The organism is Kitasatospora sp. NPDC053308 (assembly GCF_055585785.1).
Window position 1 is genome coordinate 1 of sequence record NZ_JBVJJY010000038.1, and the last position, 25,462, is coordinate 25,462.

The following is a 25,462-nucleotide window of genomic DNA, read 5'->3' on the forward strand; positions in this document are numbered from 1 at the left end:
CCCACCGGGAACACCCGCACCGCCCACGACACCATCGCCGCCACCTGCCGGTGCTCGATCACCACACCCTTCGGCCGACCCGTCGAACCCGACGTGTAGATCACATACGCCACATCGTCCAACGACCCCACCAACCCGGGCCGGCTCGTCACGGACGCATCAGGAACCTCAGGAACATCCGCCAGAGACCGAAGGACCAGTGACGCATCGGCATCCTCCACCATGAACGCGACCCGCTCATCCGGATAGCCCGGATCCAACGGCACATAACCCGCACCCGACTTCAGCACACCCAGCAGCGCCACCACGAGATCCGACGTCCGCGGCAGGCACACACCCACCAGATCCCCCGGCCCGATCCCCCGCGCCCGCAACGCGTTCGCCACCCGGTTCGCCCGCGCGTCCAGCTCCGCGTACGTCAACTCACCGTCCACCGCACGCACCGCCACCGCACCCGGCGCACGATCGACCTGCTCCTCCACCAACCGGTACACCGGAACGTCTTGCCGGGGTTTCGTCGACGACACCGACCACGCCCCACGCCGCGACGCCTCCACCACACCCGCCACATCCAACTCGGCCACCGACAACCCCGGCCGCTCCACCAACGCCCTCACCACCACACCGAACCGCTCCACGAACAACTCGGCCGTACCGGCCTCGAAGAGATCGGTGTCGTACGCCAGGAACCCGCTGATCCCGTCCCCGCCCTCCCAGAGGTAGAGCTCCAGGTCGTGGCGGACCGTCGCCGGCGCGGTGACCAGCGGACGCAGGGGCAGGTCGCCGAGGCGGAGTCCGGGCAGCTGGGGCTGGAGCACGAACAGCACGTCGAACAGCGGGCCGCCGCCCTGGCCGGCGTGCTCCGCCACGGTCTCGAACGGCACGTGGGCGCGTCCGTACGCGTCCAGGCAGGTGTCCCGGACGGCGCGCAGGACGTCCCGGCCGGTGCGGGCGGCCGACGTGTCGGTGCGCAGCCCGAGCATCGTCGCGAGCGGGCCGATGGCGCCGGGGGCGCGGTGGCGTTCGCGGGAGGCGATGGGCGAGCCGACGGTGATGTCGTGCTGCCCGGCGGTGCGGGCGAGGGTGAGGTGGAGGGCCGCGAGCAGCACCATGAACGGTGTCGCCCGCTCGGCCTCGGCCAGCCGCCGCACGCCGTGCAGCAGCTCCGCGTCGACGTGGACGCCGACGTGCGCGGAGCGGAAGCGGCGGGTGGCGGGGCGGGGCCGGTCGGTGGGCAGGGAGAGCGGCTGGGCGCCGGCCAACCGCTCGCGCCAGGCGGCCAGGTCGGCCGGGTCGTGGGCGGTCGGGACGGCGGGCAGCGGCGTGGCCGGGCCCGGGTCGCGGCCGGTGTAGAGGGCGTCGAGTTCGGCGAGGGCGACGCGGAGGGACCAGCCGTCGGCGACGAGGTGGTGCGCCACCAGTTGGAGACGTGACGTGCCGTCGGGGAGCTGCCAGAGGGTGGTTCGCCAGAGGGGGCCGGCGGCGAGGTCCATGGGGGTGGCCGCGCGGGCGTCCGCCTGGGCGAGGGCGGTGCGCCGGGCGGTGAGCGGGTCCTCGGCGGTGAGGTCGACGACGGTCAGCACCGGGCGGGCCTCGGGGGCGACGGTGACGGTGTCGCGGCCGTCGTGCGGGAACGTGGTGCGCAGGCCGGCGTGGCGGTCGGCGAGTCCGGCGAGGGCGGCGCGGAGCCGTCCGGGGTCGACGGCGCCGGGGATCTCGGCGTCGAAGCGCAGGACGTTGGCGGCGGTGCCGGGGTGGATCTCCTCGAAGAGCCGCAGTCCGAGCCGGATCGGGCCGAGCTCCGCCGCGGGGGGCTCCGCAGGCGTGCGGGCCCGCCACCGGTGGAGGAGGGTGCGGCCGAGTTCGGCGGGGATCCGGGAGCTGTCGGACACGGTCGGGGCCTCCGTCTCGTCACCGTGGGCGGGTGGGCGTGGGGCGGGCAGGGTGGGCCGGCTCGGCGTGTGCGCGCCGTCGGGCGGGCTGTCGGGCGGGCCTACGTGGCGGGCCGGCGTGGCGGGCTGTCGCGTCGGCCGGCGTGGCGGGCTGTCGCGCGGGCCGGCGTGGCGGGCTGTCGCGCCGGCCGGCGTCGGCGCGGGTCAGCCCTGGGCGAGCAGGGCCTTCGCGCGCTCGGCGGCGTCGGCCGGGCTCATCCCGCCCTCCGTCCAGCGCGCGTTCAGGCGGGCGGTCAGTTCGCGCGGGGACTGCGCGAGCAGGACGTCCTCGACGGGCACGGGCAGGGTGAGCGCGTCCTCGGCGACGGCGGCGATCTCGGCGGCGCGCAGCGAGTCGCCGCCCATGGTGGTGAGGGTGTCGTCGGGGCCGCAGGCGGGCACCTGGCAGACCGCGGCGAAGACGGAGGAGAAGAAGGCGGTGAGCGCGCCGGTCTCTTCCGCGCCGACGGTGGCCGGGTCCGGGGTGACGGCCTCGCCGCCGAGTTCGCCGGCGAGGTGGCGGGTGCGGGCGAGGCCGTGCTGGATCTTCCCGCTGGTGGTGCGCGGGATGGTGCGCGGCGGGCAGAGGACGACGGTGTGCACCCGGGCGCCGGTGGCGGCGAGGACGCGGGCGCGGACGCCCGCCGCGAGGCGCTGGGGGTCGTGGTCGCGGCCGGCGACCTCGACGGCGATGACGATCTCGTCGTCCGTGCCGTGGAAGGCGGCGGCGGTGGGCCGGATGGCGGGGTCGTCCCGGACGGCGGCGGCGCACAGGTCGTGGGCGTGGTGGTTGACGCCGTGCTGGATGAGCACCTCCTTGCGGCGGCCGGTGACCGTGAGGCGGCCCGCGCGCAGCCGGCCGAGGTCGCCGGTGCGCAGGTACCGGACACCGTCGAGGAATCCGGAGCCGTCGGTGCGCGGGGCACCGTCGGGGAGGCCGGAGCCGTCGGGCCGGGAGGCGCCCTGCCAGGTGTCCCAGTAGCCGTCGCTGATGCTCGGCCCGCTGAGCCAGATCTCGCCCTCGGCGCCGTCCGGCACGGGCGCCCCCGTCTCGGGGTCGACCACGACGAGCCGGTGGCCGTCGATGACCGGGCCGCAGTCGACCCGGCCGTCCGCGTCGACGTCGTCGCGGCCGGTCCAGTGGCGGCCGGTGACGATGAGGGTGGCCTCGGCGAGCCCGTAGCACGGCAGGAACGCCTCGGGGCGGAAGCCGTACGGGGCGAACCGCTCGGCGAAGCCGGTGATCGTCGCCGGGCGGATCGGCTCGGCGCCGTTGAAGGCCAGCCGCCAGGTGCCGAGGTCGAGGCCGGTGAGGTCGGCGCCGGCCGCGCGGCGCAGGCAGAGATCGTAGGCGAAGTTCGGGCCGCCGGTGTGGGTGATGCCGAGTTCGCCGATCTGGCGGAGCCAGCCGAGCGGGTCCTTGAGGAATTGCACGGGTGACATCAGGCGCACCGGGAATCCGCCGTGGACCGGGGTGAGGATGAATCCGATGAGCCCCATGTCGTGATAGGGGGGAAGCCAGGAAACGACCCGCGCGGATTCGTCCAGCCGGAACACCTCGGAAATGGCCCGGATATTCGCGAGGACATTCCGGTGGCGCAGCACGACGCCTTTCGGCCGGCCGGTGCTGCCCGAGGTGTACTGGATGAGGGCGACGTCCTCCGGGTCCGGTGCCGAGGCCGGCAGCCGGTCGGGGTCGGCGGGGGCGGCGGCGTCGTCGAGGGTGACCACCGGGGGGAGGTCCTCGGGGCGCAGCCCCGCGGTGAGCAGGCCGAGCACGGCCGGGTCGGCGACCAGCGTGGTGGCGCGGGAGTCCTCCAGGATGCGGGTGAAGCGGGCGGCGATCCGTTCGGTCGAGCCGAAGATCGGCGGGTAGGCGGGCACTGCGGGCACGCCGGCCAGGAAGCAGGCCCACAGGGCGGTGACGAAGTCCAGGCCCGGCGGGTAGAGCAGCAGCGCCGGCCCGCCGCGTCCGCTGTCGCCGCGCAGCAGCGGCGCGAGCGCCGCCGCCCGGTCGAGCAGTTCGCGGTAGGTGAGGGCGTCGACCCGGCCGTCGTCGTGCAGGTACTCGTAGGCCTGCTGCCCGCCGCGGGCGCCGGCCTGCTCGACGAGCGTGTGGACGAGCGTGGGACGGTCGGGGGTCGACATCGGCGAGCTCTCCATTTCCCTGGTCCGGCCGGTGCTCCGGCATTCCGGTGGGCGCGGTTGCGGGCTGCACCGGCCGCCGGGAGCAATTAAAGGCGTTCGGTCTCTCAGCCGGGTCTCACTTCCTTATCCGCCGTCTCTCACGCCGCCGCGCGGTCATTGACGGGGCCCGCGGTGACAATGGTAGGCATGGGGGGTCGCGCGGCGGCCGGGCCGGAATCGGCGGCCCGGCGGACGGGTGCCGGAGTTCTCCGTGTCCGGGTTTCCGTGCGCCGTTTCCCCGCGCGTCTTCTTCGGTTTCCCGATGTCCGGGTCCCGTTTTCCGTGCCGTGTTTTTCCGCTCTCCCGAGGGAGGTCCGGGTGCGCCACGTCCGGCCGAGGTCCAGGTGGTTCACGTCGTTCGGCGAGCCGGCCGGCGCGGTGTGCGAGGTGGTGTGCTTCCCGCACGCCGGCGGGGCGTCGGCGCTGTTCCGGGGCTGGCAGCGGCACACGCGGGCGCTGGCCTTCACGGCGGCGCGGCTGCCGGGCCGGGAGGGCAGGATCGGCGAGCCGCCGCTGCGGGAGATGTCCGCGCTGGTCGAGGGCTTGGTGGCCGGTCTCCAACCGCCGCGCACCGGTCGTCCGTACGCGCTGTACGGGCACAGCATGGGCGCCCTGGTGGCGTTCGAGCTGGCGCGGCGGGTGTGGGCGCTCGGACTGCCGCTGCCGGTGGCCCTGTTCGTCTCGGGCCGGGACGCCCCGCAGTACGCGGACGCCGAGCAGGTGCACGCCCTGCCGGACGACGAGTTGCTGGACCGGCTGCGGGAGTGGGACGGCGTCGCCCCCCAGGAGCTGCCGCAGTACGCCGAGTTGGTGCGGCTGTTGCTGCCGACCATCCGGGCGGACCTGACGCTGGCGGAGACCTACCGGTACGTGCCGGGGCCGCCGCTGCCGGTGCCGGTCAGGGTTCTGCGCGGCTCGCGCGACCCGCTGGTGCGGCCCGGGCACGCCGGCTGGGACCGGCAGTCGTCGGCGGGCTGTGCGGTCCGGGAGTTCGGCGGCGGCCATTTCTTCGTGCAGGACCACGAGAGGAGCGTCGTGGAGTACTTGGAGACCACCCTCGCCGGGCCGCCGGCGCAGGAGCCGCCGGAGGAGCGGGAAGGGGCCGGGGCCCGATGAGCAGTTCGTCCTACGTCGGCGGTGTCGGCGGCGGGGAGGCCCGCGACTACGGGGACCACTTCGTCCTGCCCGCCGCGCCGGCGCAGCGGAGCCTGTGGTTCGTGTGCCAGCTCGACCCGTCGAACAACGCCGCCTACAACGTGAGCAGCGCCGTCCGGCTGACCGGCGAGCTCGACGTGGTGCTGCTCCAGCGGGCCGTCAACGCGGTGGTGGCGCGGCACGAGAGCCTGCGCACCGGGGTCGGCCTGGTCGACGGCGATCCGCGGCAGGTGGTCCTGCCGGAGGCCCTGGTGCCGCTGCCGGTGGTGGACTGCTCCGGCGGCACGGCGCAGGAGGCGCGGGCCCGGGTGACGGCCCTGGCCCGGGAGCAGGCGGCGATGCCCTTCGTCCTCGACGCCCCGCCCCTGCTTCGCCTGGTGCTGGTGAAGGAGGCCCGGCGACGGCACTCGCTGATCGTGACGATCCACCACCTGGTCTGCGACAGCTGGTCGATGGACGTCTTCTACGCCGATCTCGCCGCCGCCTACCGGGGTCTGCGCGAGCGCGGGGAGGCCGGGCTCGCCGAGCCGCCCGTGCAGTACGCGGACTACGTCGGCTGGCTGGAGCGGCAGTTGGCCGGGGAGCGGATGGAACGGCTGCTCGGCTACTGGCGCACGGCCCTGGCCGGGAGCGCCCCGCTGGAGCTGCCGGTGGACCGTCCGCGCGAGCAGGGCCGGGGCGGTGGCGGTGCCCGGCTGGAGGAGCGGCTGGACGCCGTGGCGGTGGCCGGTCTGGAGGAGCTGGCGAAGCGGTCCGGCGGCACGTTGTTCATGGTGCTGCTGACGGGGTTCATGGCCGCGCTGTCCCGGGTGACGGGCCAGGAGGACATCGCGGTGGGCACGCCGGTCGCGGGCCGGCACCACCCGGACGCCGAGCAGCTCGTCGGCTTCTTCGCCAACACCCTGGTGCTGCGCGCCCGCCTGGCGCCCTGGCAGCGGTTCACGGAGGCCGCCGAGGTGGTCCGGGACGCCTGCGTCGGCGCGTTCTCGCACGACCGGATGCCCTTCGACCGCCTGGTGCAGGAGGTCCGGCGGGCCGGAGCGCTCGACCGCAACCCGCTGTTCGACGTGATGTTCTCGATGCCCGGGCCGCCCGCCCCCGGCGCCGAGCTGGCCGGGCTGATCATGACGCCGCTCGAACTGCCCGTCACCGCAGCCAAGTTCGACCTGTGGCTGACCGTCCTGCCGGACGGCGACGGACTGCGCCTCCAGCTCGACTACGACCGGGGGCTGTACGACGAGCCGACCGCGGCCGGCGTCCTCGCCCTGCACCGCCGGATCCTGCTGGAGGCGCTCGACGCGCCGGACACCCCGGTCGGCGTGCTGCCGGCCGGGCGCTCCGCGGACGCCGGGCCCGCTCCGGCCGCCCCGCCGGCCGCCCGTACGGTGCCGCAGCTGCTGGACGCCAGGGCCGCCGACGACGTGGTGCTGTCCTCGGCGGACGCCGTGCTGACCCTGGGCGAGCTGCGCGAGTGGTCGGCCGCGCTGGCCGGGCGGCTGCGCGCCGAGGGGATCGGCGGTCCCGGGGTGCGGGTGACGACGCCGCCGGTGCCGTCGGCGGGCCTGCTCGCCGTCGTCCTCGCGGTGCTCGAGGTGGGCGGGTGCGTCGCCTACGGCCACCGGCACGACCGCGCGGGCGCGTTCGTGAAACGGGCCGAGGACGAGCCGGGCGGCTGGCTGGTCACCACCGGGCCGAGGTTCGACCCGGTCGGGCCCGGCGCCGCCCCCGGGCCCGATGACCCGGCGTGGCAGCCCGTCGGGGGCGGTCCGGCGCTGACCCACCGGGCGCTCGCCGCCGGGCTGAGCGCCGTCGCCGAGCGGCTCGGGGTGGGCGCCGAGGACGATGTCCTGCTGCTCGACGGCGGCGCGCCGCCCTCCCCGGTGTATCTCCTGATGCCGCTCGTGCACGCGCGGAGCCTGATGCTCTCCGGGCTCGACCCGGCGCCGGCCGGGCCGCCCTCCGCGTTCGTCCTGGCCGACCCGCCGACCTGGCGCCGGGCCCTCGCCGAGGGCTGGGCGCCGCCGGCCGGGACGAGGCTGGTGTGCGTGGGCGAGGTCCTCGCGCCGGACCTCGTCGACATGCTGGCCCGCACCGGCCACCCGGTGGTCCTCGGCCGCCCCGCCCCCGCGCCGCTGGCGGTCCCGTCCGCGCTGGCCCCGCTGGACGCCTGGCGCGGCCGGCGCCTCGGCCCTCCCCTGCCGGGCACCGCCCGCCGGCTGCTGGACGCCCGGGGCGGGCCGGTGCCCGACGGAGTCGTCGGCGAACTGCACCTGGCCGTCGCGGGAGGGCCCGACGTGCCGGCCGGGCTGCGCTGCCGGCGCACCCGCGACGGCGGGTTCGAGGTCGTCGGCCCCGGCGCCGGGTGGCTGTCCGTCGGCGACCGGGCGCTCCGCGCGGAGGACGTCGAGCGGGCGCTGCGGGCCGTACCGGGCGTGCGGGACGCGGCGGTCACCACCGACGCCGACCGCCGGCTGATCGCCTGGCTCGTCCCGGAGTCCGACGTGCCCACGGGCACCGGGAGCGAGCGCGAGGCCTTCGCGGAGATGGCGCGCGGCCGGGCCAGGGCGGCCCTGCCCGGGTACGAGGTGCCGGCCGTGTTCGGGGTCCTGGACACCCTGCCGACGGCGCCCGACGGCACCGCGGACCGCGGAGCGCTGCCGCAGCCGCCCGCGCCGGCCCCGCGCGGCCCGGCCGAGCAGTCCCCGCCCCGCAACGGGGTGGAACGGCGCACGCTGGCGATCTTCCAGGAGGTCCTGGGCCGGCCCGCGGTCGGCGTGCACGCCGACTTCTTCGGGCTCGGCGGGCACTCCCTGCTCGCCGCGAAGCTGCTGAGCCGGGTGCGCGCGGAGTTCGGCGTCCAGGTGCCGGTGCGCGAGTTCTTCCGGCTGCCGACCCCGGCCGGACTGGCCGCCGTGCTGGCGGAGCTGGAACGGGCCCGCGACCGGCGGCCCACTGCGGACGAGGCGGTGCTCGCCCAGCTCGCCGGCCTCTCCGACGAGGAGATCGACCAGATCCTGCGCCACCTGAACTGAACCGCGCCACCCCGGGCGCACCCACCACGGGCCCACCACGGCCCCACCACCACGAGGAGACAGCGATGGGAATCGACGACGCCGACACCGTCTTCCAGGTCGTCGCCAACGAGCAGGACCAGTACTCGATCTGGTTCGCCGACCGGGCGCTGCCCGCCGGCTGGACCGCCACCGGTGCGACCGGGACCAAGCAGGAGTGCCTCAAGCACATCGAACGGGTCTGGACGGACATGCGCCCCCGCTCCGTCCGCGAACGCTCCGCCTGACCACCGCCGGCCACCGCGGCCGCGCCACCGAAAGCGCCACCCACACCGAGGACGGGAGTCCCCCGCATGAGCACGCACGACGGCACCGCCGCCCTGACGCCCGACGAGAAGCGCGCCGTCCTGGCCGGCCTGCTCGACGGCTCGGCCAACGCCTTCACCAGCAACCTCACCCTGGAGCAGCGCCGGCTGTGGCTGCTCGTCCAGCTCGACCACAAGCGCCCCTGGCAGACCGGTGACGCCGTGCGGCTCGCCGGCCGGATCGACCCGGCCGTGCTCCAGCAGGCTCTGGCGGCCGCCGTCCAGCACCACCCGGTGCTGCGCACCACCTTCCGCACGGTGGACGGCCACCCGCTGGCGGCCGTCAAGCCGGTGGCCTCGCTGCGCCTGCCGGTGGTCGAGCTCGACCCGGAGCGGCTCGACGAGGAGCTGGCCCGGATCGCGGCCGCCGAGAGCCGCCGGCGCTTCGACCTGGCGCAGGGCCCGCTGGTGCGGGCGAGCCTGCTGCGGCTCGGCGCCGAGGACCACGTCCTGCTGCTGACCGCCCACCAGCTCGTCGCCGACCGCCCCTCGGTGCGGCGGCTCACCGACGAGGTCCTCACCCGGTACGCGGCGCTGCTCGACGGCACGGCCGAACAGGCCGACACCTCGGCCGTCGACCTGCCGTCCGTCTTCGCCGCCCAGCGCTCCTGGCTGGAGAGCGACGACGCCGAGAAGGACATCGAGTTCTGGCGCGCCCGGACGGCCGCGCTGAGCACCCTGGAGCTGCCCACCGACCGGCCGCGCCCGCCGGTCAAGACCATCGAGGCCGACGCCGTCACCGTCCCGGTACCGCCCGCGCTGCACACGGCCCTGGACGACTTCGCCGCGGCGACCGGCACCACCCTGCACGAGCTGCTGCTCACCGGGTACGTCGCGACGCTCGCCCGCCACGCCCAGCAGCAGGACTTCGCCGTCGGCGTGCCGGTGCCGCCCGCGTGGCAGGACGGCGCGGGGGACCTCCTCGGGCCGCTGGAGAACACCCTGCCGCTGCGCTTCGAGCTGGAGGCCGGGGAGTCGCTGCGCGGGCTGCTGCTGCGCGCCGAGTCGGTCCTCGCCGAGGCGCTGGTGCACGCGCGGCTGCCGTTCGAGCAGATCGTCGAGGCGGCCCGGCCGGCCCGGGACCTCAGCCACACCCCGCTGTTCCAGGTGCTGTTCGGCTTCGAGGAGCAGTGGGCCTCGCGCGACCTGCCCGGTGCCGTGGCCCGCCCGATCGACCTGCCGACCACGTGGACGCCGCACGACATCGACCTCTACGCGGTGCGCCGGGAGGGCGAACTGACGCTGCGCGCGCAGTTCAACACCGCCCTGTTCGACCGCGACACCGCCGCCCGGCTGCTCGACCGCGTCCTGCTGCTCCTGGAGTCGGCGATCGCCGAACCCGACCGCCCGCTCGCGGACTTCCCGCTGCTGAGCGCCGAAGAGCGCGACCACCTGGCCGCGTGGAACGCCACCCGCACCGAGCACGACGCGCCGCGCCTGCTGCACGAGCTGGTCGAGCGCGCGGCCGCGGCCAGTCCGCAGGCCGTCGCCCTGACGTCCAGCACCGCCGAACTCACGTACGCCTCGCTGGACCTGCGCGCCGAGGCGCTCGCCGCCGCGCTCAGCGCGCAGGGCGTGGGCCCCGAGACCCCGGTCGGCGTGCTCGCCGACCGCTCGGTGCACACCGTGGTCGCCCTGCTGGGCGTGCTCAAGGCCGGCGGCGCGTACGTGCCGCTCGACCCGTCCTACCCCGCCGACCGCATCGCGACCATCGCCGCGGACGCCGGGATCGGGCTGGTCGTCGGCGCCGCGGAGGCCCTCGGCGCCCTGGCGGCCAAGGTGCCCGCCGTGCGGACGCTGCCCGTCCCGACCGCCGACCCGGACGGCCCGGTCACCCGGCCCGCCGTGCGGCCCGCCCCCGACGGCCTCGCCTACGTCATCTACACCTCGGGCTCCACCGGCCGTCCCAAGGGCGTGGCCGTCGAGCACCGGCAGATCGTGCACTCCACCCTCGCCCGCACCGCCAGTGAGGCGCCCGGCCTGCCCGAACGCTACCTGGTCCTCGCGCCGTTCACCTTCGACGCCTCCGGCGGCGGCCTGTACTGGACGCTGAACCGCGGCGGGACGGTGGTCGTGCCGGACGAGTCCGAGGTGCTGGACCCGCGGCTGCTGGAGGCGCTGATCCGGGCCAAGGCCGTCACCCACATCGACGGCGTGCCCTCGCAGTACGCGGTGCTCCTGGAGACCGCGCCGGAGGCCTTCCCGACGCTGCGCGCCACCGTCCTGGCCGGCGAGGTGCTGCCGCCCGGCCTGGTCGAGGCGCACTTCCGCCGCTCGCCGGGCAGCGCGCTGTTCAACGAGTACGGCCCGACCGAGGCCACCGTCTGGGCGTCGGTGCACCCGGTGACCGCCGCGGACGCCGCCGGCAGCCGGGTGCCGATCGGCCGGCCCGTCCCCAACACCCGGATCCACCTGCTGGACAAGCGCCTCAACCCGGTGCCCCCGGGCGTGCCCGGCGAGCTGTGGATCGGCGGCGACGGCGTCGTGCGCGGCTACGTCAACCGCCCCGGGCTGACGGCGGCCGGCTTCCTGCCCGACCCGTTCTCCGACCGGCCCGGCGCGCGCCTCTACCGCACCGGCGACCTCGCCCGCCACCGGCCCGACGGCACCATCGAGTTCCTCGGCCGGGCCGACACCCAGGTCAAGATCCGCGGTTTCCGCATCGAGCTCAGCGAGATCGAGAACGTCCTGCTGCGCCACCCGCTGGTCGCCGAGACCACCGTCGTCGCCCGCGAGGACCAGCCGGGCGCGGCGCGGCTGGTGGCCTACGTCGTGCCCGTCGTCGGTCGGGTGCTGACCAAGGAGACGCTCGTCAAGCACGTGCTCGCGCAGGTGCCGGACTACATGGTGCCGAGCGCCTTCGTCACGCTGGAGAGGATGCCGCTCACCCGCAACGGCAAGATCGACACCGCCGCGCTGCCCGCCCCCGACCTCGGCGCCGAGGACTTCGTCGAGCCGGGCACCGAGCTGGAGGCGGACATCGCCGAGACCTTCTGCTCGCTGCTCGGACTGACGCAGGTCAGCGCCACCGCGGACTTCTTCGAACTCGGCGGCAACTCGCTGCTCGTCGCGCGGCTGACCGCGCAGCTGTCCCGGCAGCACGACGTGACCCTGCCGGTCGAGCAGATCTTCCGGGTGCCCACCGTGGCCGGCATCGCGCAGGCCATCGAGGAGGACCGCCGCCAGCGCGACAACATCGACAGCGAGGTCCTGTACGCGCAGCAACTGGAGGAACTGCACGCGGAGATCCGCCTGCCCGAGGAGATCGCGCCGGGGGACCTCCCGCACGCCGAGTGGTTCGCGCCGCGCCACGTCCTGGTCACCGGCGCCACCGGCTACCTGGGCGCGTTCCTCGCCGTCGAGCTGATCCAGCGCACCGAGGCCACCGTGCACTGCCTGGTCCGCGCGGAGAACGAGGACGCCGCCTGGGAGCGCATGGAGCAGACCCTGCGCGGCTACGCCGCGTGGGACGAGTCCTACCGGACGCGGATGCGGATGGTCGTGGGCGACCTCGCCAAGCCCCGACTGGGCCTGGACCCGCAGGAGTTCGCGGCCTACGCCGAGCTGCTCGACGTGGTCTACCACAGCGGCGCGGTGGTCAACTTCACCTACCCGTACGAGGCGGCGCGCCCGGCCAACGTCGAGGGCACCAAGGAGGTGCTGCGGCTCGCCACCACGACGACCCTCAAGTCCGTGCACTTCGTCTCCAGCGTGGACGTCTTCATGGGCACCGGCGCCGAGCGGCCGTTCACCGAGGAGGACCTCGACGACCGGCCGATCCGGATCCCGACCGGCTACCCGCGCAGCAAGTGGCTCGCCGAGCGGATCGTCTACCTCGCCCGGGACCGCGGCATCCCGGTCACCGTCCAGCGTCCGTGGATGATCACCGGCCACACCCAGACCGGCGCCTCGCACCACACCGACTACCTGTACGTCTACCTGCGCGGCTTCCTCGACCTCGGCGTCCTGCCGCTCTACAACGACGTCATCAACGCCGTGCCGGTCGACTTCACCGCCCAGGCGATCGTCCACACCTCGCTGCGCGAGGAGAACTTCGGCAAGAACTTCAACATCACCAACCCGGCACCCACCACCATGTCCCAGTGCTACCAGTGGCTGCGCTCCTTCGGCTACGACCTGAACGTCGTCGACGAGGAGGACGCCCGCCGGCGCGCGCTCGGCGTCGACGAGGACCACGTCCTCTTCCCGATGACCCCGCTGCTGCGTGTCGCCTCGATGCGGCACGCCGCGCTCGACCCCGAGTTGCAGAAGCAGATCGACCCCCAGGACGAGTGCCGGGTGCTCACGCAGGCCCTGGAGGGCTCGGGCATCGCCTGCCCGCCCGTCGACGAGGCGTGGGCGCACTCCTGCTTCCGCTTCCTCGTCGAGGGCGGCTACCTGCCCGCGCCCGAGGACGTCGCCGCGTCGGCGGGTGAGCGCCCGTGATCCGCCGGCTGGAGCTCGATCCGGCGGACCGCGCGGCCCTGACCACGGTCAGCCGCGGCGTCCTGCGCGAGTACGGGTCGAGCACCGCACCCGCCCTGCTCGACGACCTGCCCGCGCTGGCGCAGCGCCTCCCGTCGCGCCTGGTCCGGGAGTTGCGCGCGCTGCGCACCACCGAGGCCGCCTCGGCGCTGGTGGTGCGCGGCCTGGAGGTCGACGACACCGCGATCGGCCCGACGCCGCTGGACTGGCGCGGGACGCGGCCGTCGGCCGAGGTCGCGGCGCTCGAGGTGTTCCTGCTGCTGGCCGCCGCGCACCTCGGCGACGTCTTCGGCTGGTCGACCCTGCAGGACGGCCGCCTAGTGCACGACGTGCTGCCGATCCCGGCCCACGAGAACGACCAGAGCGGGCACGGGACGGTGGAGCTGGCCTGGCACACCGAGGACGGCTTCCACCCGTACCGCTGCGACTACCTGCTGCTGCTCGGGCTGCGCAACCACGGCGGCGTGCCGACCGTGGTGTCCGGGATCGAGGAGGTGGAGCTGGAGGCGCACCACCGCGAGGTCCTGGCCGGGCGCCGCTTCCTCATCCGCCCGGACACCGAGCACCTCAAGCACGCGCGGTCGCTCACCGCGAGCACCGGGCGGCTCCACCCGATCCAGCGGATGCAGGACGAACCGGAGCCGTGCGCCGTGCTGTTCGGCGATCCGCGGCGCCCGTACCTGCGCGTGGACCCGGCGTTCATGTCCCCGCTGCCGGGCGATGCCGAGGCGGAGGCGGCGCTGAAGGCGCTGACCGGCGAGCTTGAGCGGCACCTGGTCGGGGTCGCGCTGGACGCCGGGGACCTCCTGGTGGTCGACAACTACCGGGCGGTGCACGGGCGCAGTGCGTTCCGGGCGCGCTTCGACGGCACCGACCGGTGGCTGAAGAAGGCGGTCGTCACCCGGGACCTGCGCAAGTCCCGCGACCACCGGGGCGCCCCCGAGGAGCGCGTCCTGCGGTGACGGCGGCCCCGGCCCGCCGCCGCGTCCCCCGATGAATCCCCCCAGGAGGAACCGTGTCCGACCGCCCCGCCCTCGCCACCGGCACGTGGCTCGTCGCCGGCCCGCCGGACGTCCGCGCCCTGCGGGCCCGGACCGCCGACCGGCAGCCGCCGGTGCGGCTCAGCGTGCACGACCCGGTGGCGGGTGGCGGGGCGGAGGCGTCCCCGTGGGGTGAGCTCGTGCGCGACGAGCTCACCGCCGCCCACGCGGACGACGGGCGGTCCCGGGTGCTGCTGGCCCGGCTCGCCGCGGACCGGTTCCTCCTGATCGCGGTGACCGCGGAGGCGGCCGGGCCGGAGGGGCTGATGCGGTGGCTGCTCGCCCCGCCGGGTGCGGAGCCCGCGCCCGGCGGGCCGGTGGGCGGGCAGGCCTCCGCGGTGCCTCCCGCGGCGCCTCCCGCCGTGCCCCCCGCGTCGTCCGCCGTGGTGCCCGCCGTCCTGCGCACCGGTACCGCGCCCTCGGGGTACGCGGCGACGCTGCGCGCCGACGCCGGGCCGCTCGCCGCCCGGCTGCGGGCCGCCGCGGTGTCCGCCGAGGCGGCCCTCGCCGCCGCCGTCACCGTCCTGCTGAGCCGCTGCGGCGGGCCGGCCGAACCCGCGCTGGTCGTCGCGGGCGAGCACCCGGTGGCCGTGCGGCTGCGGGTGGACGAGTCCGCCACCGGCGCGGCCGTGCTCCACGCCGCCGCACGGGCGGTCGCCACCGGCACGCCCGTCCCGCCGGGCGCCGGCGCCGCACTCGCCGTGGCTCCGGCCACGACCCCCTCGCCCGAGCGGATCGGTGCGTTCACCGTGACGCCCGTGCGCGTCGCCGACGCCGCCGCGCCGTACGAGCTGCTCGCACTGATCGACGACGACGCGCTCCGGCTCGACTACGACACCGGCCTGTACGACGAGGCCGCCGCCACCGCCCTCGCCCACCGTCTGCTCGCCGTCCTCACCGACCTGCTCGACGACCGGCCCCTGCACGCCGTCACCGCCCTCGCCGTCCACGAGCGCACCGGGATCGACGCGTGGTCGCGCGGGGCGCGACTGCCGTTCGAGGACACCTGCCTGCACACCCTCATCGAGCGGCACGCGACCCGCACGCCGGACGCGACCGCGGTCGTCTGCGGCGAGACGGAACTGACGTTCCGTCAATTCAACGAGAAGTCCGACAGATTGGCCGCGCTCCTGCACGGAAACGGCATCGGGCCCGGTTCCCTGGTCGCCCTCCCGGCCGCGCGCCACGTCGATTCGGTCGTCGCGATGTTCGCCGTGCTGAAGGCCGGTGCCGCCTACGTCCCGTTCGAGCCGACCCACCCCGAGGAGCGCGTGCGGCACGTCCTGCGCGACTCGGGCGCGGACGCCCTGATCGCCGACGAGCCGCCGGTACCCGGCCTCCCGGTGCCGCTGCTGCGCCCCGCCGACGCCGAGGCGCTGCCCGCCCGCGCCCCCGCGGTGCGGGTGACCCCCGACGACACCGCGTACGTCATCTACACCTCGGGCTCGACCGGCGCGCCGAAGGGCATCGCCGTCCAGCACCGGGCGATCGTCGCCTCCACGGCCGCCCGGACCGCCGCGGGCCCCGCGCCCGGCCGGGACCTGGTACTGCCGCCGCTGTGCTTCGACGGCGCGGCGGGCGGCATGTTCTGGGCGCTCGCCAACGGCGGCGCCGTCGTCCTGCCCACCGAGACCGAGGCGCACGACCCGCTCGCGCTGCGCGGCCTGCTGGAGCGCGCCGGCATCACCCACGTCCACGCCGTGCCCTCGCACTACCGGATCGTCCTGGAGGTCGCGGACGCGCCGGTGCTCGCCCGGCTCGCGATGGTCGCGGTCGGCGGGGAGCCGCTGACCGCCGACCTCGTCGCCGAACACCTGCGGCGCTGTCCGCAGGCACCGCTGTTCAACGACTACGGGCCCACCGAGTGCGCCGTGTGGGCCACCACGCACCGGTGCGGGGCCCCCGAGGCGTCCGGCGCGGCGATCCCGATCGGCCGCCCGGTGCCCAACTACCGCGCCCACGTGCTGGACTCCCGGCTGCGGCCGGTGCCGCCCGGCGTGCCGGGGGAGATCTTCCTCGGCGGGCCGGGCGTGGCCCTCGGCTACCACGGCCGGCCCGGCGCCACCGCGGAGCGCTTCCTGCCGGACCCGTTCGCGCCGGGCGGCCGGCTGTACCGCACCGGGGACCGCGGCCTGTGGTCGACCGCCGGCCGGCTGGTCACCCTCGGGCGGGTCGACCACCAGGTGAAGGTGCGCGGCTACCGGATCGAGCTGGGCGAGGTCGAGGCGGCGGTGCTCCGGCACCCCGCCGTCGCGGAGTGCGCCGTCCGGCTGCACGGCGAGGGCGCGGCGGAGCGGCTGGTGGCGTTCGTCGCGCTGCGGCCCGACGCCCCGGCCGGGACCGCCCCGGCCGGCACCACCACGGCCCGGCTGCGCCGGACGCTGGCCGAGACGCTGCCGGCACCGATGCGGCCCGACCACGTCGTGCTGCTGCCCGCGCTGCCCCGGACCCCGGGCGGGAAGATCGACTCGCAGGCACTGCGGGGCACGGCGGTTCCCGGCATGCGGAATTGACGTCCGGTCGATTCGGTCGGACCTGCGCGAACCGCTTCCCAAGTCGCCATGGATAGGTAAAGTGACGGGCTAGGAGTGACAAAGCGTCCGGACTCATGGCCAACGCTCTACCCAACCCCTCACGGCTTCATGCATCGACGTTCCGGTCGCGCTGAGCTCCCGTCAACTAGACCGGAACGGAAGGTCAGTCGCGAAGACTGGGTATGGACATGACAGCTTCGCGTCTCTAAGATCCCCTTTCGGCCGCGTATCCCTTCGCCCCGTGGAGGTTTGGCTCGCCGATGCAGAAAATGGGACTCCCCCCGATGTCCGGCCATTTCACCGAAGATAACCGGCAGCACGGCCGCGGCATATCGTTCCGAATTCTCGGCCCTTTACAAGTCGTAATCGGCGGGAAAACCGTCCGGGTCGGCCGCAACCGCCAACTGACCGTCCTGGCCGTGCTCCTGCTCAACGCCAACAAGATCGTCCCGGTCAGTTCGCTGATCGACGCGGTGTGGCGCGCCGAACCCCCCGCCACCGCCGACAAGCAGATCCAGACCTGCGTCTGGCGCCTGCGCAACGCCTTCGCCGCCGCCGGCGCCCCCGTCGACCTCATCGAGACCGAGCAGGGCGGCTACCGCATCCGGCTCGGCGAGGACGAGCTCGACGCCGACGCGTTCGAACGGACCGTGCGGCGCGCCCGCGACCTCGCCGCGGCCGGCGACCTGGAGCACGCCGCCACCGAGTACCAGAGCGCCCTCGCCCTCTTCCGCGGCCAGCCGCTCGCCGACCTCTCCGGTCCGCTCACGTACACCGTGGCCGCGCACTGGGAGGAGCGCCGGTTCTCCGTCCTGGAGGAGTGGCTCGACATCGGGCTCGCGCTCGGCCGCCACGCCGAGCTGATCAGCGAACTCAAGCCCCTGGTCGCCGAGTTCCCGATGCGCGAACGCCTCTGCGCCCAGCTGATGACGGCGCTCTACCAGTCCCAGCGCCGCGCCGAGGCCCTCGCCGTCTACCGCACCAGCCGGCACGCGCTCATCTCCAAGCTCGGCCTCGAACCCGGCACCCGCCTCCAGGAACTGCACCAGCAGATCCTCGCCGGCGAGGGCGTGACGCCCCCGGCCGCCGCGCACCGTGCCCCCCGCCCCGACAAGACCCCGGCCCAACTCCCGCCCAGGGTGACCGACTTCGCCGGACGCGGCGACATCGCCGAGCGGATCGGCTGGGACCTGCGGGCCACCGGCACGCCGCGGGTGATCGCCCTGGTCGGCTGCGCCGGGGCCGGCAAGACGGCACTCGCGGTGCACGTCGCGCACAGCCTCCAGCAGCACTTCCCCGACGGCCAGCTCTACGCCGACCTGCGCGGCCAGTCCGATCCGGTGCCCCCGAAGGAGGTCCTGCGCGGCTTCCTCGACGCCCTCGGCGTCCCCGAGCAGCGGATCCCCGCCGGGCTCGCCGCCCGCGCCGCGCTGTTCCGCAGCGTCACCGCCTCCAAGCGCCTGCTCATCGTGCTCGACGACGTCGCCGAGACCACCCGCTACGAAACCCTGCTGCCCAGCGGCGAGAGCGCGGTGCTGTGCACCGGCCGGACCAGCCTGCTCAAGATCCCCGGACTCACCGAGTACTGCCTCGACGGCCTGCCCGGCAACGAGGCGGTGGACCTGCTCGCCTCGCTCGTCGGGGTCGAACGGGTCTTCGCCGAGGCCGACAGCGCCCGGCAGATCGTCGACCTGTGCGGCCGCCTGCCGCTCGCCATCCGCGCCGCCGGCGCCCGGCTGCGCGCCCGGCCCCGGCACAGCCTGCGCAGCTTCCTCGACCGGCTCACCGGCAGCCGCAACCGGATCGCCGAACTCTCCATCGGCGCCCTGGACGTCGGCGCCCGGCTGGCCTCCACGCTCGACCAACTCCCGCTGGCCGCCTACCGCCTGTGGCTGCGGCTGAGCCTGTGCGAGCTCGCCTCGATCCCCGAGTACGTGGCCTCCGCCGTCGCCGACCGGCCCGACGAGGACACCCAGCGCCTGCTCGACCTGCTGGTCGGCCAGCACCTGCTCGCGGTCGCCCCGGGCGACGCCGCCGACGGACCCCACTACGCGTTCAACCCGCTCGTCCGCGACTACGCCCGGCAGCGCGCCGAAGCCGAACTCGGCGCCGCGACCGGCCGGGACGTCGCCGAGCAGATCGCGGCGGCGCTCCGCCGACGCGAGCGCTCCCGCACCCTCCACCACCCCTACCGTCGCCGCGAGGAGCCCACCGTCCATGGCAGTCAAGCGGTCTGACGCACCATCGGCCCGGCACGCCGCGCCGCGCGACCCGGCCGAACCGGCCGGACGGCGCCGCCGCGGCTCCCCGGGACCGCCCTCCCCCCTGGTCCTCCCGGTCGCCGTCCTGCTCCTCGCCGCGCTCTGCGCGGCCCTCACCGCCTGGCAGGACCGGCTCCCGGCCCCGCGCGACCTGAACGCGCCCGCCCGGGACTTCTCCGCCGCCCGCGCCGTCGACCGCGTCCGCGCGATCGCCACCGAGCCCCGCGCGAGCGGCTCCCCCGCCCACACCCGGGTCCGCGAGGACCTCGTGCGCGCGCTCACCGAACTGGGCCTGGAGACGCGGGTGCAGACCGCCGCGGCCGTCCACCACGTGCCCGACCTCTCCCCCACGGGCGCCGACGCCCGCTACGCCGGGCTGCGGGTGGACAACGTGGTCGCCCGCCTCCCGGGCAGCGCGAGCACCCGGCCGGTCGCCCTCGTCACCCACTACGACTCGACCGAGGCCGGCCCCGGCGCCAACGACGCCGGGGTCCCGGTCGCGGTGCTCCTGGAAACGGCCCGCGCCCTGCGCGCCGGACCGGCCCCGCGCAACGACATCCTCCTCGTCCTCACCGACGCCGAGGAGAGCGGCCTGCTCGGCTCCCGCGCCCTCGCGGACGCACCGGAGTTCCTGCCGCGCGACGCCGTCGTGCTCAACTTCGAGGCCCGCGGCAGCCGCGGCCCCAGCCTGATGTTCGAGACCGGCCCGGACGCCGGCTGGCTGGTCGACGCGCTCACCGAGCACGTCCCCTCCGCGCGCACCAGCTCGCTGCTCGACGCCGCCTACGGCTACCTGCCCAACCTGACCGACTTCACCGTCTTCGAGCGGGCCGGCCACCAGGGCCTCAACTTCGCCTACCTGGACGGCTACACCGCCTACCACGGCGCCGCCGACAACCCGGAGCGGGTCGACCCGGCCACCGTCCAGCACCAGGGCGACCAGGCCCTCGGCCTGGCCCGCGCCCTCGGCGCCGCCGACCTCACGCACCCGCCCGCCGGCGACCGCGTCTACTTCCAGGCCGCCGGCCTGCCCGTCGCCTACCCGGCCGGCGCCGCCCTGCCCGCCGCCCTCGCGACCGCCGCGCTCGGCCTGGCCCTGCTGCTGCGCCTGCGCGCTCGGGCCGGGCTCTCCCTCGCGCGCACGGCCGCCGGACTGCTCCTCGCCCTCGGTCAGGTGCTGCTCGCCGCGGCGGCCGCGCTCGCGCTGGCACCCCTGGTCGCCTCCCGCCACGCGGAGTTCGGCCCGTACGCCGACATCACCGGCCACGGCACCGCACTCGCCGGGTTCCTGCTGCTCACCGTCGCCCTCGGCGCGGCCGCCACCCTGCTCGCCCGGCGCCGCCTCGACGCCCGCCACCGGACGGCCGGCGCGATCGCGCTCTGGGTGCTGCTGGCGTGCGCCTGCGCCGTCGTCCTGCCGGGCGGCGGCCACGTGTTCACCTGGCCCGCGCTCGGTCTCGTCGCGGCCTCCGCACTGCTCACCTCGCGCGCCGGCGCGACGGCGGCCGGCCGGATCGCGGGCGCGGTGCTCGCCGTGCTCCCGATCGGTCTGCTCGTCGTCCCGCTCGTGCCGCTGCTGGCGGACGCGCTCGGGCTCGGGCTGGTGGCCGTGCCGGTGGCGGTCGCGGCCCTCGTGGTCGCACTGCTGCCCGCCGTGCTGCCGCCGCTGCCCCGCCCGGCGCGGCTGCTGGTGCCGGGCACGGCGGCGCTCGCCGCCGCGGCCGTGCTGGCGGCCGCGACGCTGGTCCCGCCGCGGGAGCCGTACCGGGGCCGGGCCGGCGCGCTCTACCTGCTCGACGCGGACCACCACGCCGCCACCTGGCTGAGCGACTCGCCGCCGGACGCCTGGAGCAACCGGCTGCTGCCCGAGCCGGAGCGCGTCGCCGTCGCCGACCTCTGGCCCGGCTGGCGCGTGCCGGTCCGGCGCGCCGGGGCGCCGGTGCTGCCGCTCGCCGCGCCGGAGGTCACCGTGACGCCCCTCCCGGACGGCCCGCCGGACGGGCGGCGCCTCGCCGTCCGCGCGGTGTCCCGGCGCGGCGCGCCCGAGCTGGTGCTGCTGGTGACGGGGGCGGCCGTGCGCGGCTACTCGATCGACGGCGTGCCCGGGTGGCACCAGGACACCCCGGCCGGGGCGCCGCCCTGGGAGCTGTGGATCCGCCGGGTGCCGCCGGAGGGTGCCGGGCTGGTGCTCGACCTGGGCCCGGGACCGGCGACGCTCAAGGTCCTCGACCGCACGCCGGGACTGCCGGCCCCGGACGGCGCCCCGGTGGCCGGGCCGCGCCCGCCGGCGCTCGGCGTGGCCTCGTTCGGCGAGGCCGCGCTGGTCGCCACCACGCGATCGCTGGTGCCGTGACGAACGCCCGGGAGCGGCCGCCGGATCGGGCGGCCGCTCCCGGGCGTTCCGCACATCGGTGCGGGGTACGCGCCCTCGCCGTCAGCCGGCGGACGGCGAGGGCGTGCCGGGCAGCCGGGCGGCGACCTTCTCCGCCGCCGTCTTCACGTCGCTGCACACCTGCGGGGTCATCGCGGTGGTCCGGCCCAGGCGCAGTTCGATGCTGCTGCGCCCGCCCGCGTCCAGGTAGACCTTGCAGACGCCGTTCAGGGCGCCCATCAGCATCACCGCGGACTTGCCGTGGAACTCCAGGTCCGTCCGGGTGCCGTCACCGGTCGCGGCCTCGGCGAGCGGGCGCTCGTCCAGGGTCAGGGTGAGGGTCCCGAAGCGGTACTTGTAGGACGAACAGCCCCGGTCGCTCAGCCCGCTGACCGAGGGCTCGCCGAGGCCGAGCTCGGCCGAGACGGGCCGCAGCATCCGGCAGGCCGGCGACTCGTCGGGCTGTGCCTGGCTGGAGGCGGGCGTGGCGGTCGAGCAGGAGGCCAGGGCCCAGGTCGCGGCGGCGACGGCCGCCGCGGTCAGGACGTTCCGGGCGCGGGGACGGTCCATGGGTGGTTCGCTCCGATCGGTCCGAGGGGAAGGGCGGGCAGGACGGGGAAGAGGCGTGGGTGGCGAGTGGCGCCGGGGTGGATTCACCGCTGGAGGACGGCGCAGGCCCAGTGCATCCCGCGGCCGTTGGCCGCGAGCGCGACGAGGTCGCCCGGCACGAGCGCGCCCGACTCCTCCAGGCCGGCCAGGCAGAACAGGTGGTCGGCCGCCCCGAAGTGCCCGTGCTCGGCCGCCGTCCGGGCGTTGGTGCGCTCCGGCGGCACGCCGATCAGCTCGGCCTGCGCGGCCAGCACGCGGGCGTTGTCGTTGAGCAGGACGAGCCGCGCGAGGTCCTCCTCGGCGCAGCCGGCCCGGCGGCAGGCGCGGTGCACCGCGCGGGCGGTGCGCTCGTCGATCTCCTCCGCGTACGCGGCGACCTTCTCCGCGTCGTGGCCGAAGTGCTCGACGACGTCCCACGCGTCGCGCACCGCGGGCGTCTCGGTGCCAGGCACGAACGGCCGGCGGGCGCCGCCGACGTCCATCCGGAAGAAGTCGGCGTAGCGCCCGTCGGTCTCCGCGTACGAGGCCCGCCAGCGCAGGCCGGGCGCGCCGCGCACGGCGACAGCCGCGGCGGCGCCGTCGGAGAACAGCAGCGAGTGGGTGTCCAGCCTGTTCCAGTAGGCGTCGACGGTCCGGTTGGCGCCGATCACGAGCGCCGTGCGGTAGTCGGGGTGGGTGGCGAAGCGTCCGGCCACGGTGTCCAGGGCGGTGACGCCGCCGACGCAGCCCTGGTCGACGAGCACGGCCTCGGCCCGGCGCAGCCCCAGGGCCCACTGGACCCGCGCCGCCGCGTCCCAGTACAGGTGGTCGGCCAGGTCGGTGAGGGCGAGGACGAGGAGGTCGACGTCGCCCGGCTCGACGGCGGCCAGGGCCCGCGCGCCGGCCTCGACCGCCAGGTCGGTGACGCTCACGTCGGGCCCGGCCCGGTGGATGTACCGGTAGCCGTAGCCGAGGACGCGTTCGACGTCCTCGGTGTACTCGGCGACGACGTCCTTGACGGCGGCCTTCTCGCCGGTGGCGACGCCGAAGGCGGTCAAACCGTAGTCCACTGGCACTCCTCGCGTTCGCGCGGTCAGTCGGTGAGTTCGGCGAGTGGGGTGGTCCCGGTGAGTTCGGCGAGTGCCCGGGGGTCGCTCAGCGCCCCCGCGACGGCGCGCAGGAACGCGACGGCGTCCCGGCCGTTGACCACCCGGTGGTCGTGGGCGAGGCCGAGCGTGACGACCTCGGCGGGCACCGGCCCGCCGTCGGTCGGCAGGAGCCGCCGCACCGGGCCGGCGATCGAGAGCATGCACAGCTGGGGCCACATCACGATCGGCCGGACGAGCAGCACGCCGGGTTCGAGGTTGAGCGAGACGGTGAGCGCGCCGCCGGCGAGCTCACCGGCGGTGAACCCGCCGCGGTAGGCCTTGAGCCTGAAGTCCATGAGGTCGTCGGCGAGTTCGGCCAGCGGGCGGGCGGCGCAGTCGCGCAGGACGGGCGTGTAGAGGCCGTTGCCGGCGTCGACGGTCACCGCGAGGTCCACGCGCTCGGCGAGTTCCACGGTCCGCTCGTCCACGAGCGTGCCGAACAGGTGCGGGAACGCCGGTCGGGCGGCGGCCACGGCCTTGAGCAGCAGTTCGGGCAGGCCGACCTCGGCACCGGTCTCCTCGGACACCGTCCGGAGCCGCTCCAGCGCCGCGTCCACCGTCACCTCGACGGCGGCGAACGCGGCGGGCACCTCGCGGTGGGCCCGGGTGACGACGGCCGCGGTGCCCTGCTGGACGCGGTCCAGGCGGTAGGTGCGGCCGGCCGGTCCGGGCGCCGGTGCGGCCGCCGCTTCGGCCGTGGGCCCCGGTGACGCGCTCGCCTCCGCGGCCGCCGGTTCACCGGCGGGCTCGCCGGCGCGTTCACCAGCGGGCTCGCCGGCGCGTTCACCGGGAGGTTCGGCGAACAGCTCGGCCAGCGGCTCCCCCACCTTGAGCTCGGTCCCCGCCCGCGCGCGCACCCGCAGGTACCCCGACACGGGGGCGGCGACCTCCTCGACGGCCTTCGACGTCTCCACGTCGAGCAGCGGCTCGCCCTCCTCGACGTACGCGCCGTCGGGGACGTGCCACGCCAGCACCAGGTAGGCGTCGTCGTTGTTGTTGAGCTTCGGCATGACGACGGGCGCCCCGGTGGGCCGCGCGGCCCGGTCGACCGCCCGTGTCCCCGGCGCACCCGCCGCGACGTCCGGAAGCGCTCGGGCCACCTCCCGCGCGATGCGGGCGGCCCCGAGCAGCACCTCCGCCTCCAGGTGCGGCGCGGTCGGCACGACGGAGTCGGCGGAGGACAGCAGCAGGACCGGGGCCCTCAGGTCCGCCCACGCCAGCCGGTGGATCCGGGCCGCGACGTCCGCGCCCCACGTGCCGCCCTCGGTGCTCTCCTCCGCCACCGCGACCAGCCGGGCGCCCGCGATCAGCGGCAGGACCGGTTCCGGGTCCAGCGGGTACAGCCGTGCCGGGACGAGGAGTCGGACGCCGACCCCGCGCTCGTGCAGCAGGTGCGCGGCCTCGAGCGCCCGGTGGGCCACCCCGCCGGGACACAGCAGCACGACGTCGGCGGGGCCGCCGTCCACGGGCGCCACATGCGCCCAGCCGGTCGGGCCGCCGATCAGGCGGAACCCGAACCGCTCGTCCACGACGCCGTCGCGCAGCATCCGCCGGCCGTAGAGCACCTTGTCCTCGAACAGCATCGCCGGGCCCCGGTCGAGCCCTTCGGACAGCAGCGCGAACGGGTCGTGGAACGGCGTCGTCTCGTACAGCGCCAGGTTCGGGATGCCGAGGAAGTGCTTCTGCACGCTCTGGCTGTGCGTCGGCCCGTAGCCGCGTCCGCCGCCCACCGGGCAGCGGACCACGACCGGCATCGGCACCCGCTCGCCGTACATCGTCACCGACTTGGAGATCAGGTTCAGCACCTGGTCGAAGGCGAGTGCGGCGAAGTCGCCGAACATCATCTCCACCACGGCCTCGTCCCCGGCGAGGGCGAGTCCGCCCGCGACGCCGGCGATGCCGCCCTCGCTCAGCGGCGTGGTCAGGACGCGGTCCGGGTAGCGGGTGGACAGGCCCCTGGTCACCTTGAAGGCGCCGCCGTACGGGTCGAGGACGTCCTCGCCGAGCAGGTGCAGCGCGGGCCGTTCGGCGAAGAGCCGGTGCAGGGCGCCGTTGAGCGCCTCCACCACGCGGGGTGCGGGCGCGCTCACGCCGCCCCCTCCGCGCCGCGGGCGAGGCCGGCGGCGAGCACCTCGCGCAGCGCGCGGACGGAGCGGCAGGCCCGCGCCTCGCGCGCCGTCAGCCGTACGCCGTACTCCTTCTCGGCCCGCGCGACGATCTGCACCTGCCGCAGGCTGGTCCACGCCTCCGTGGTCGCGGCGCCGGTCTCGTCGGTCACCTCGGCGGCCGGCACCCCGAGCACGTCGGCCACGAGCCCGGTCAGTGCGGCCGCCGCGGCCGGCGCGTTCAGGTCCGTCGGTGCGGTCGGTCCGGTCATCGGTACCCC

At 75.9% G+C, this 25,462-nt stretch carries 14 protein-coding genes; 8 read left to right on the plus strand and 6 right to left on the minus strand.

Annotated elements, in window-relative coordinates; all coding sequences use genetic code 11:
• Both ACZ6Y7_RS37075 and ACZ6Y7_RS37080 read right to left on the minus strand, forming a co-directional pair.
• A partial coding sequence (locus tag ACZ6Y7_RS37075) for a condensation domain-containing protein (RefSeq protein ID WP_465762377.1) occupies positions 1-1,892 on the minus strand: 1,892 nt, incomplete at its 3' end.
• A gap of 204 nt (positions 1,893-2,096) precedes the next feature.
• A complete protein-coding gene (locus ACZ6Y7_RS37080) occupies positions 2,097-4,079 on the minus strand; it encodes an AMP-binding protein (protein ID WP_465762378.1) in 1,983 nt (660 codons plus the stop codon).
• Positions 4,080-4,436: 357 nt separating this feature from the next.
• On the opposite strand from ACZ6Y7_RS37080, the gene ACZ6Y7_RS37085 reads away from it, so the two are divergent.
• From ACZ6Y7_RS37085 to ACZ6Y7_RS37120, 8 genes are all read left to right on the plus strand, one after another.
• Positions 4,437-5,234 (plus strand): thioesterase II family protein, encoded by a 798-nt coding sequence (locus ACZ6Y7_RS37085; protein ID WP_465762379.1) that lies wholly within the window; start codon positions 4,437-4,439, stop codon positions 5,232-5,234.
• Positions 5,231-8,305: a condensation domain-containing protein gene (locus ACZ6Y7_RS37090; RefSeq protein WP_465762380.1), complete on the plus strand. Its 3,075-nt coding sequence runs from the start codon at positions 5,231-5,233 to the stop codon at positions 8,303-8,305. The genes ACZ6Y7_RS37085 and ACZ6Y7_RS37090 overlap by 4 nt, the downstream gene beginning before the upstream one ends.
• Positions 8,306-8,370: 65 nt before the next feature.
• The gene (locus tag ACZ6Y7_RS37095) at positions 8,371-8,571 is read left to right on the plus strand and encodes an MbtH family protein (protein ID WP_465762381.1); all 201 of its coding nucleotides are present in this window, start codon (positions 8,371-8,373) and stop codon (positions 8,569-8,571) included.
• A gap of 66 nt (positions 8,572-8,637) precedes the next feature.
• On the plus strand, positions 8,638-13,095 hold the full coding sequence (locus ACZ6Y7_RS37100) for a non-ribosomal peptide synthetase family protein (protein ID WP_465762382.1): 4,458 nt from the start codon (positions 8,638-8,640) through the stop codon (positions 13,093-13,095).
• Complete coding sequence (gene gntD / locus ACZ6Y7_RS37105) at positions 13,092-14,096, plus strand: guanitoxin biosynthesis L-enduracididine beta-hydroxylase GntD (protein WP_465762383.1); 1,005 nt, start codon at positions 13,092-13,094, stop codon at positions 14,094-14,096. Before ACZ6Y7_RS37100 ends, gntD begins: the two co-directional genes overlap by 4 nt.
• Positions 14,097-14,149: 53 nt before the next feature.
• Positions 14,150-16,687 carry an amino acid adenylation domain-containing protein gene (locus tag ACZ6Y7_RS37110; RefSeq protein WP_465762384.1) on the plus strand — a complete coding sequence of 846 codons (2,538 nt, stop codon included), beginning with the start codon at positions 14,150-14,152 and terminating at the stop codon, positions 16,685-16,687.
• Positions 16,688-16,992: 305 nt separating this feature from the next.
• Positions 16,993-18,945 (plus strand): AfsR/SARP family transcriptional regulator, encoded by a 1,953-nt coding sequence (locus ACZ6Y7_RS37115; protein WP_465762385.1) that lies wholly within the window; start codon positions 16,993-16,995, stop codon positions 18,943-18,945.
• Entirely contained in the window at positions 18,926-21,322 is a 2,397-nt protein-coding gene (locus ACZ6Y7_RS37120; RefSeq protein ID WP_465762386.1) for a M28 family peptidase, read from the plus strand. Before ACZ6Y7_RS37115 ends, ACZ6Y7_RS37120 begins: the two co-directional genes overlap by 20 nt.
• An 81-nt stretch (positions 21,323-21,403) precedes the next feature.
• On the opposite strand, the gene ACZ6Y7_RS37125 is transcribed toward ACZ6Y7_RS37120, so the two are convergent.
• From ACZ6Y7_RS37125 to ACZ6Y7_RS37140, 4 genes are all read right to left on the minus strand, one after another.
• Positions 21,404-21,910: a hypothetical protein gene (locus tag ACZ6Y7_RS37125; protein WP_465762387.1), complete on the minus strand. Its 507-nt coding sequence runs from the start codon at positions 21,908-21,910 to the stop codon at positions 21,404-21,406.
• 83 nt (positions 21,911-21,993) lie between these two features.
• The gene (locus ACZ6Y7_RS37130) at positions 21,994-22,998 is read right to left on the minus strand and encodes a 3-oxoacyl-ACP synthase III family protein (protein ID WP_465762388.1); all 1,005 of its coding nucleotides are present in this window, start codon (positions 22,996-22,998) and stop codon (positions 21,994-21,996) included.
• Between the two features lie 23 nt (positions 22,999-23,021).
• Complete coding sequence (locus tag ACZ6Y7_RS37135; RefSeq protein ID WP_465762389.1) at positions 23,022-25,166, minus strand: 2-oxo acid dehydrogenase subunit E2; 2,145 nt, start codon at positions 25,164-25,166, stop codon at positions 23,022-23,024.
• A complete protein-coding gene (locus ACZ6Y7_RS37140) occupies positions 25,163-25,453 on the minus strand; it encodes an acyl carrier protein (protein ID WP_465762390.1) in 291 nt (96 codons plus the stop codon). The genes ACZ6Y7_RS37135 and ACZ6Y7_RS37140 overlap by 4 nt, the downstream gene beginning before the upstream one ends.
• Between the last annotated feature and the right edge of the window lie 9 nt (positions 25,454-25,462).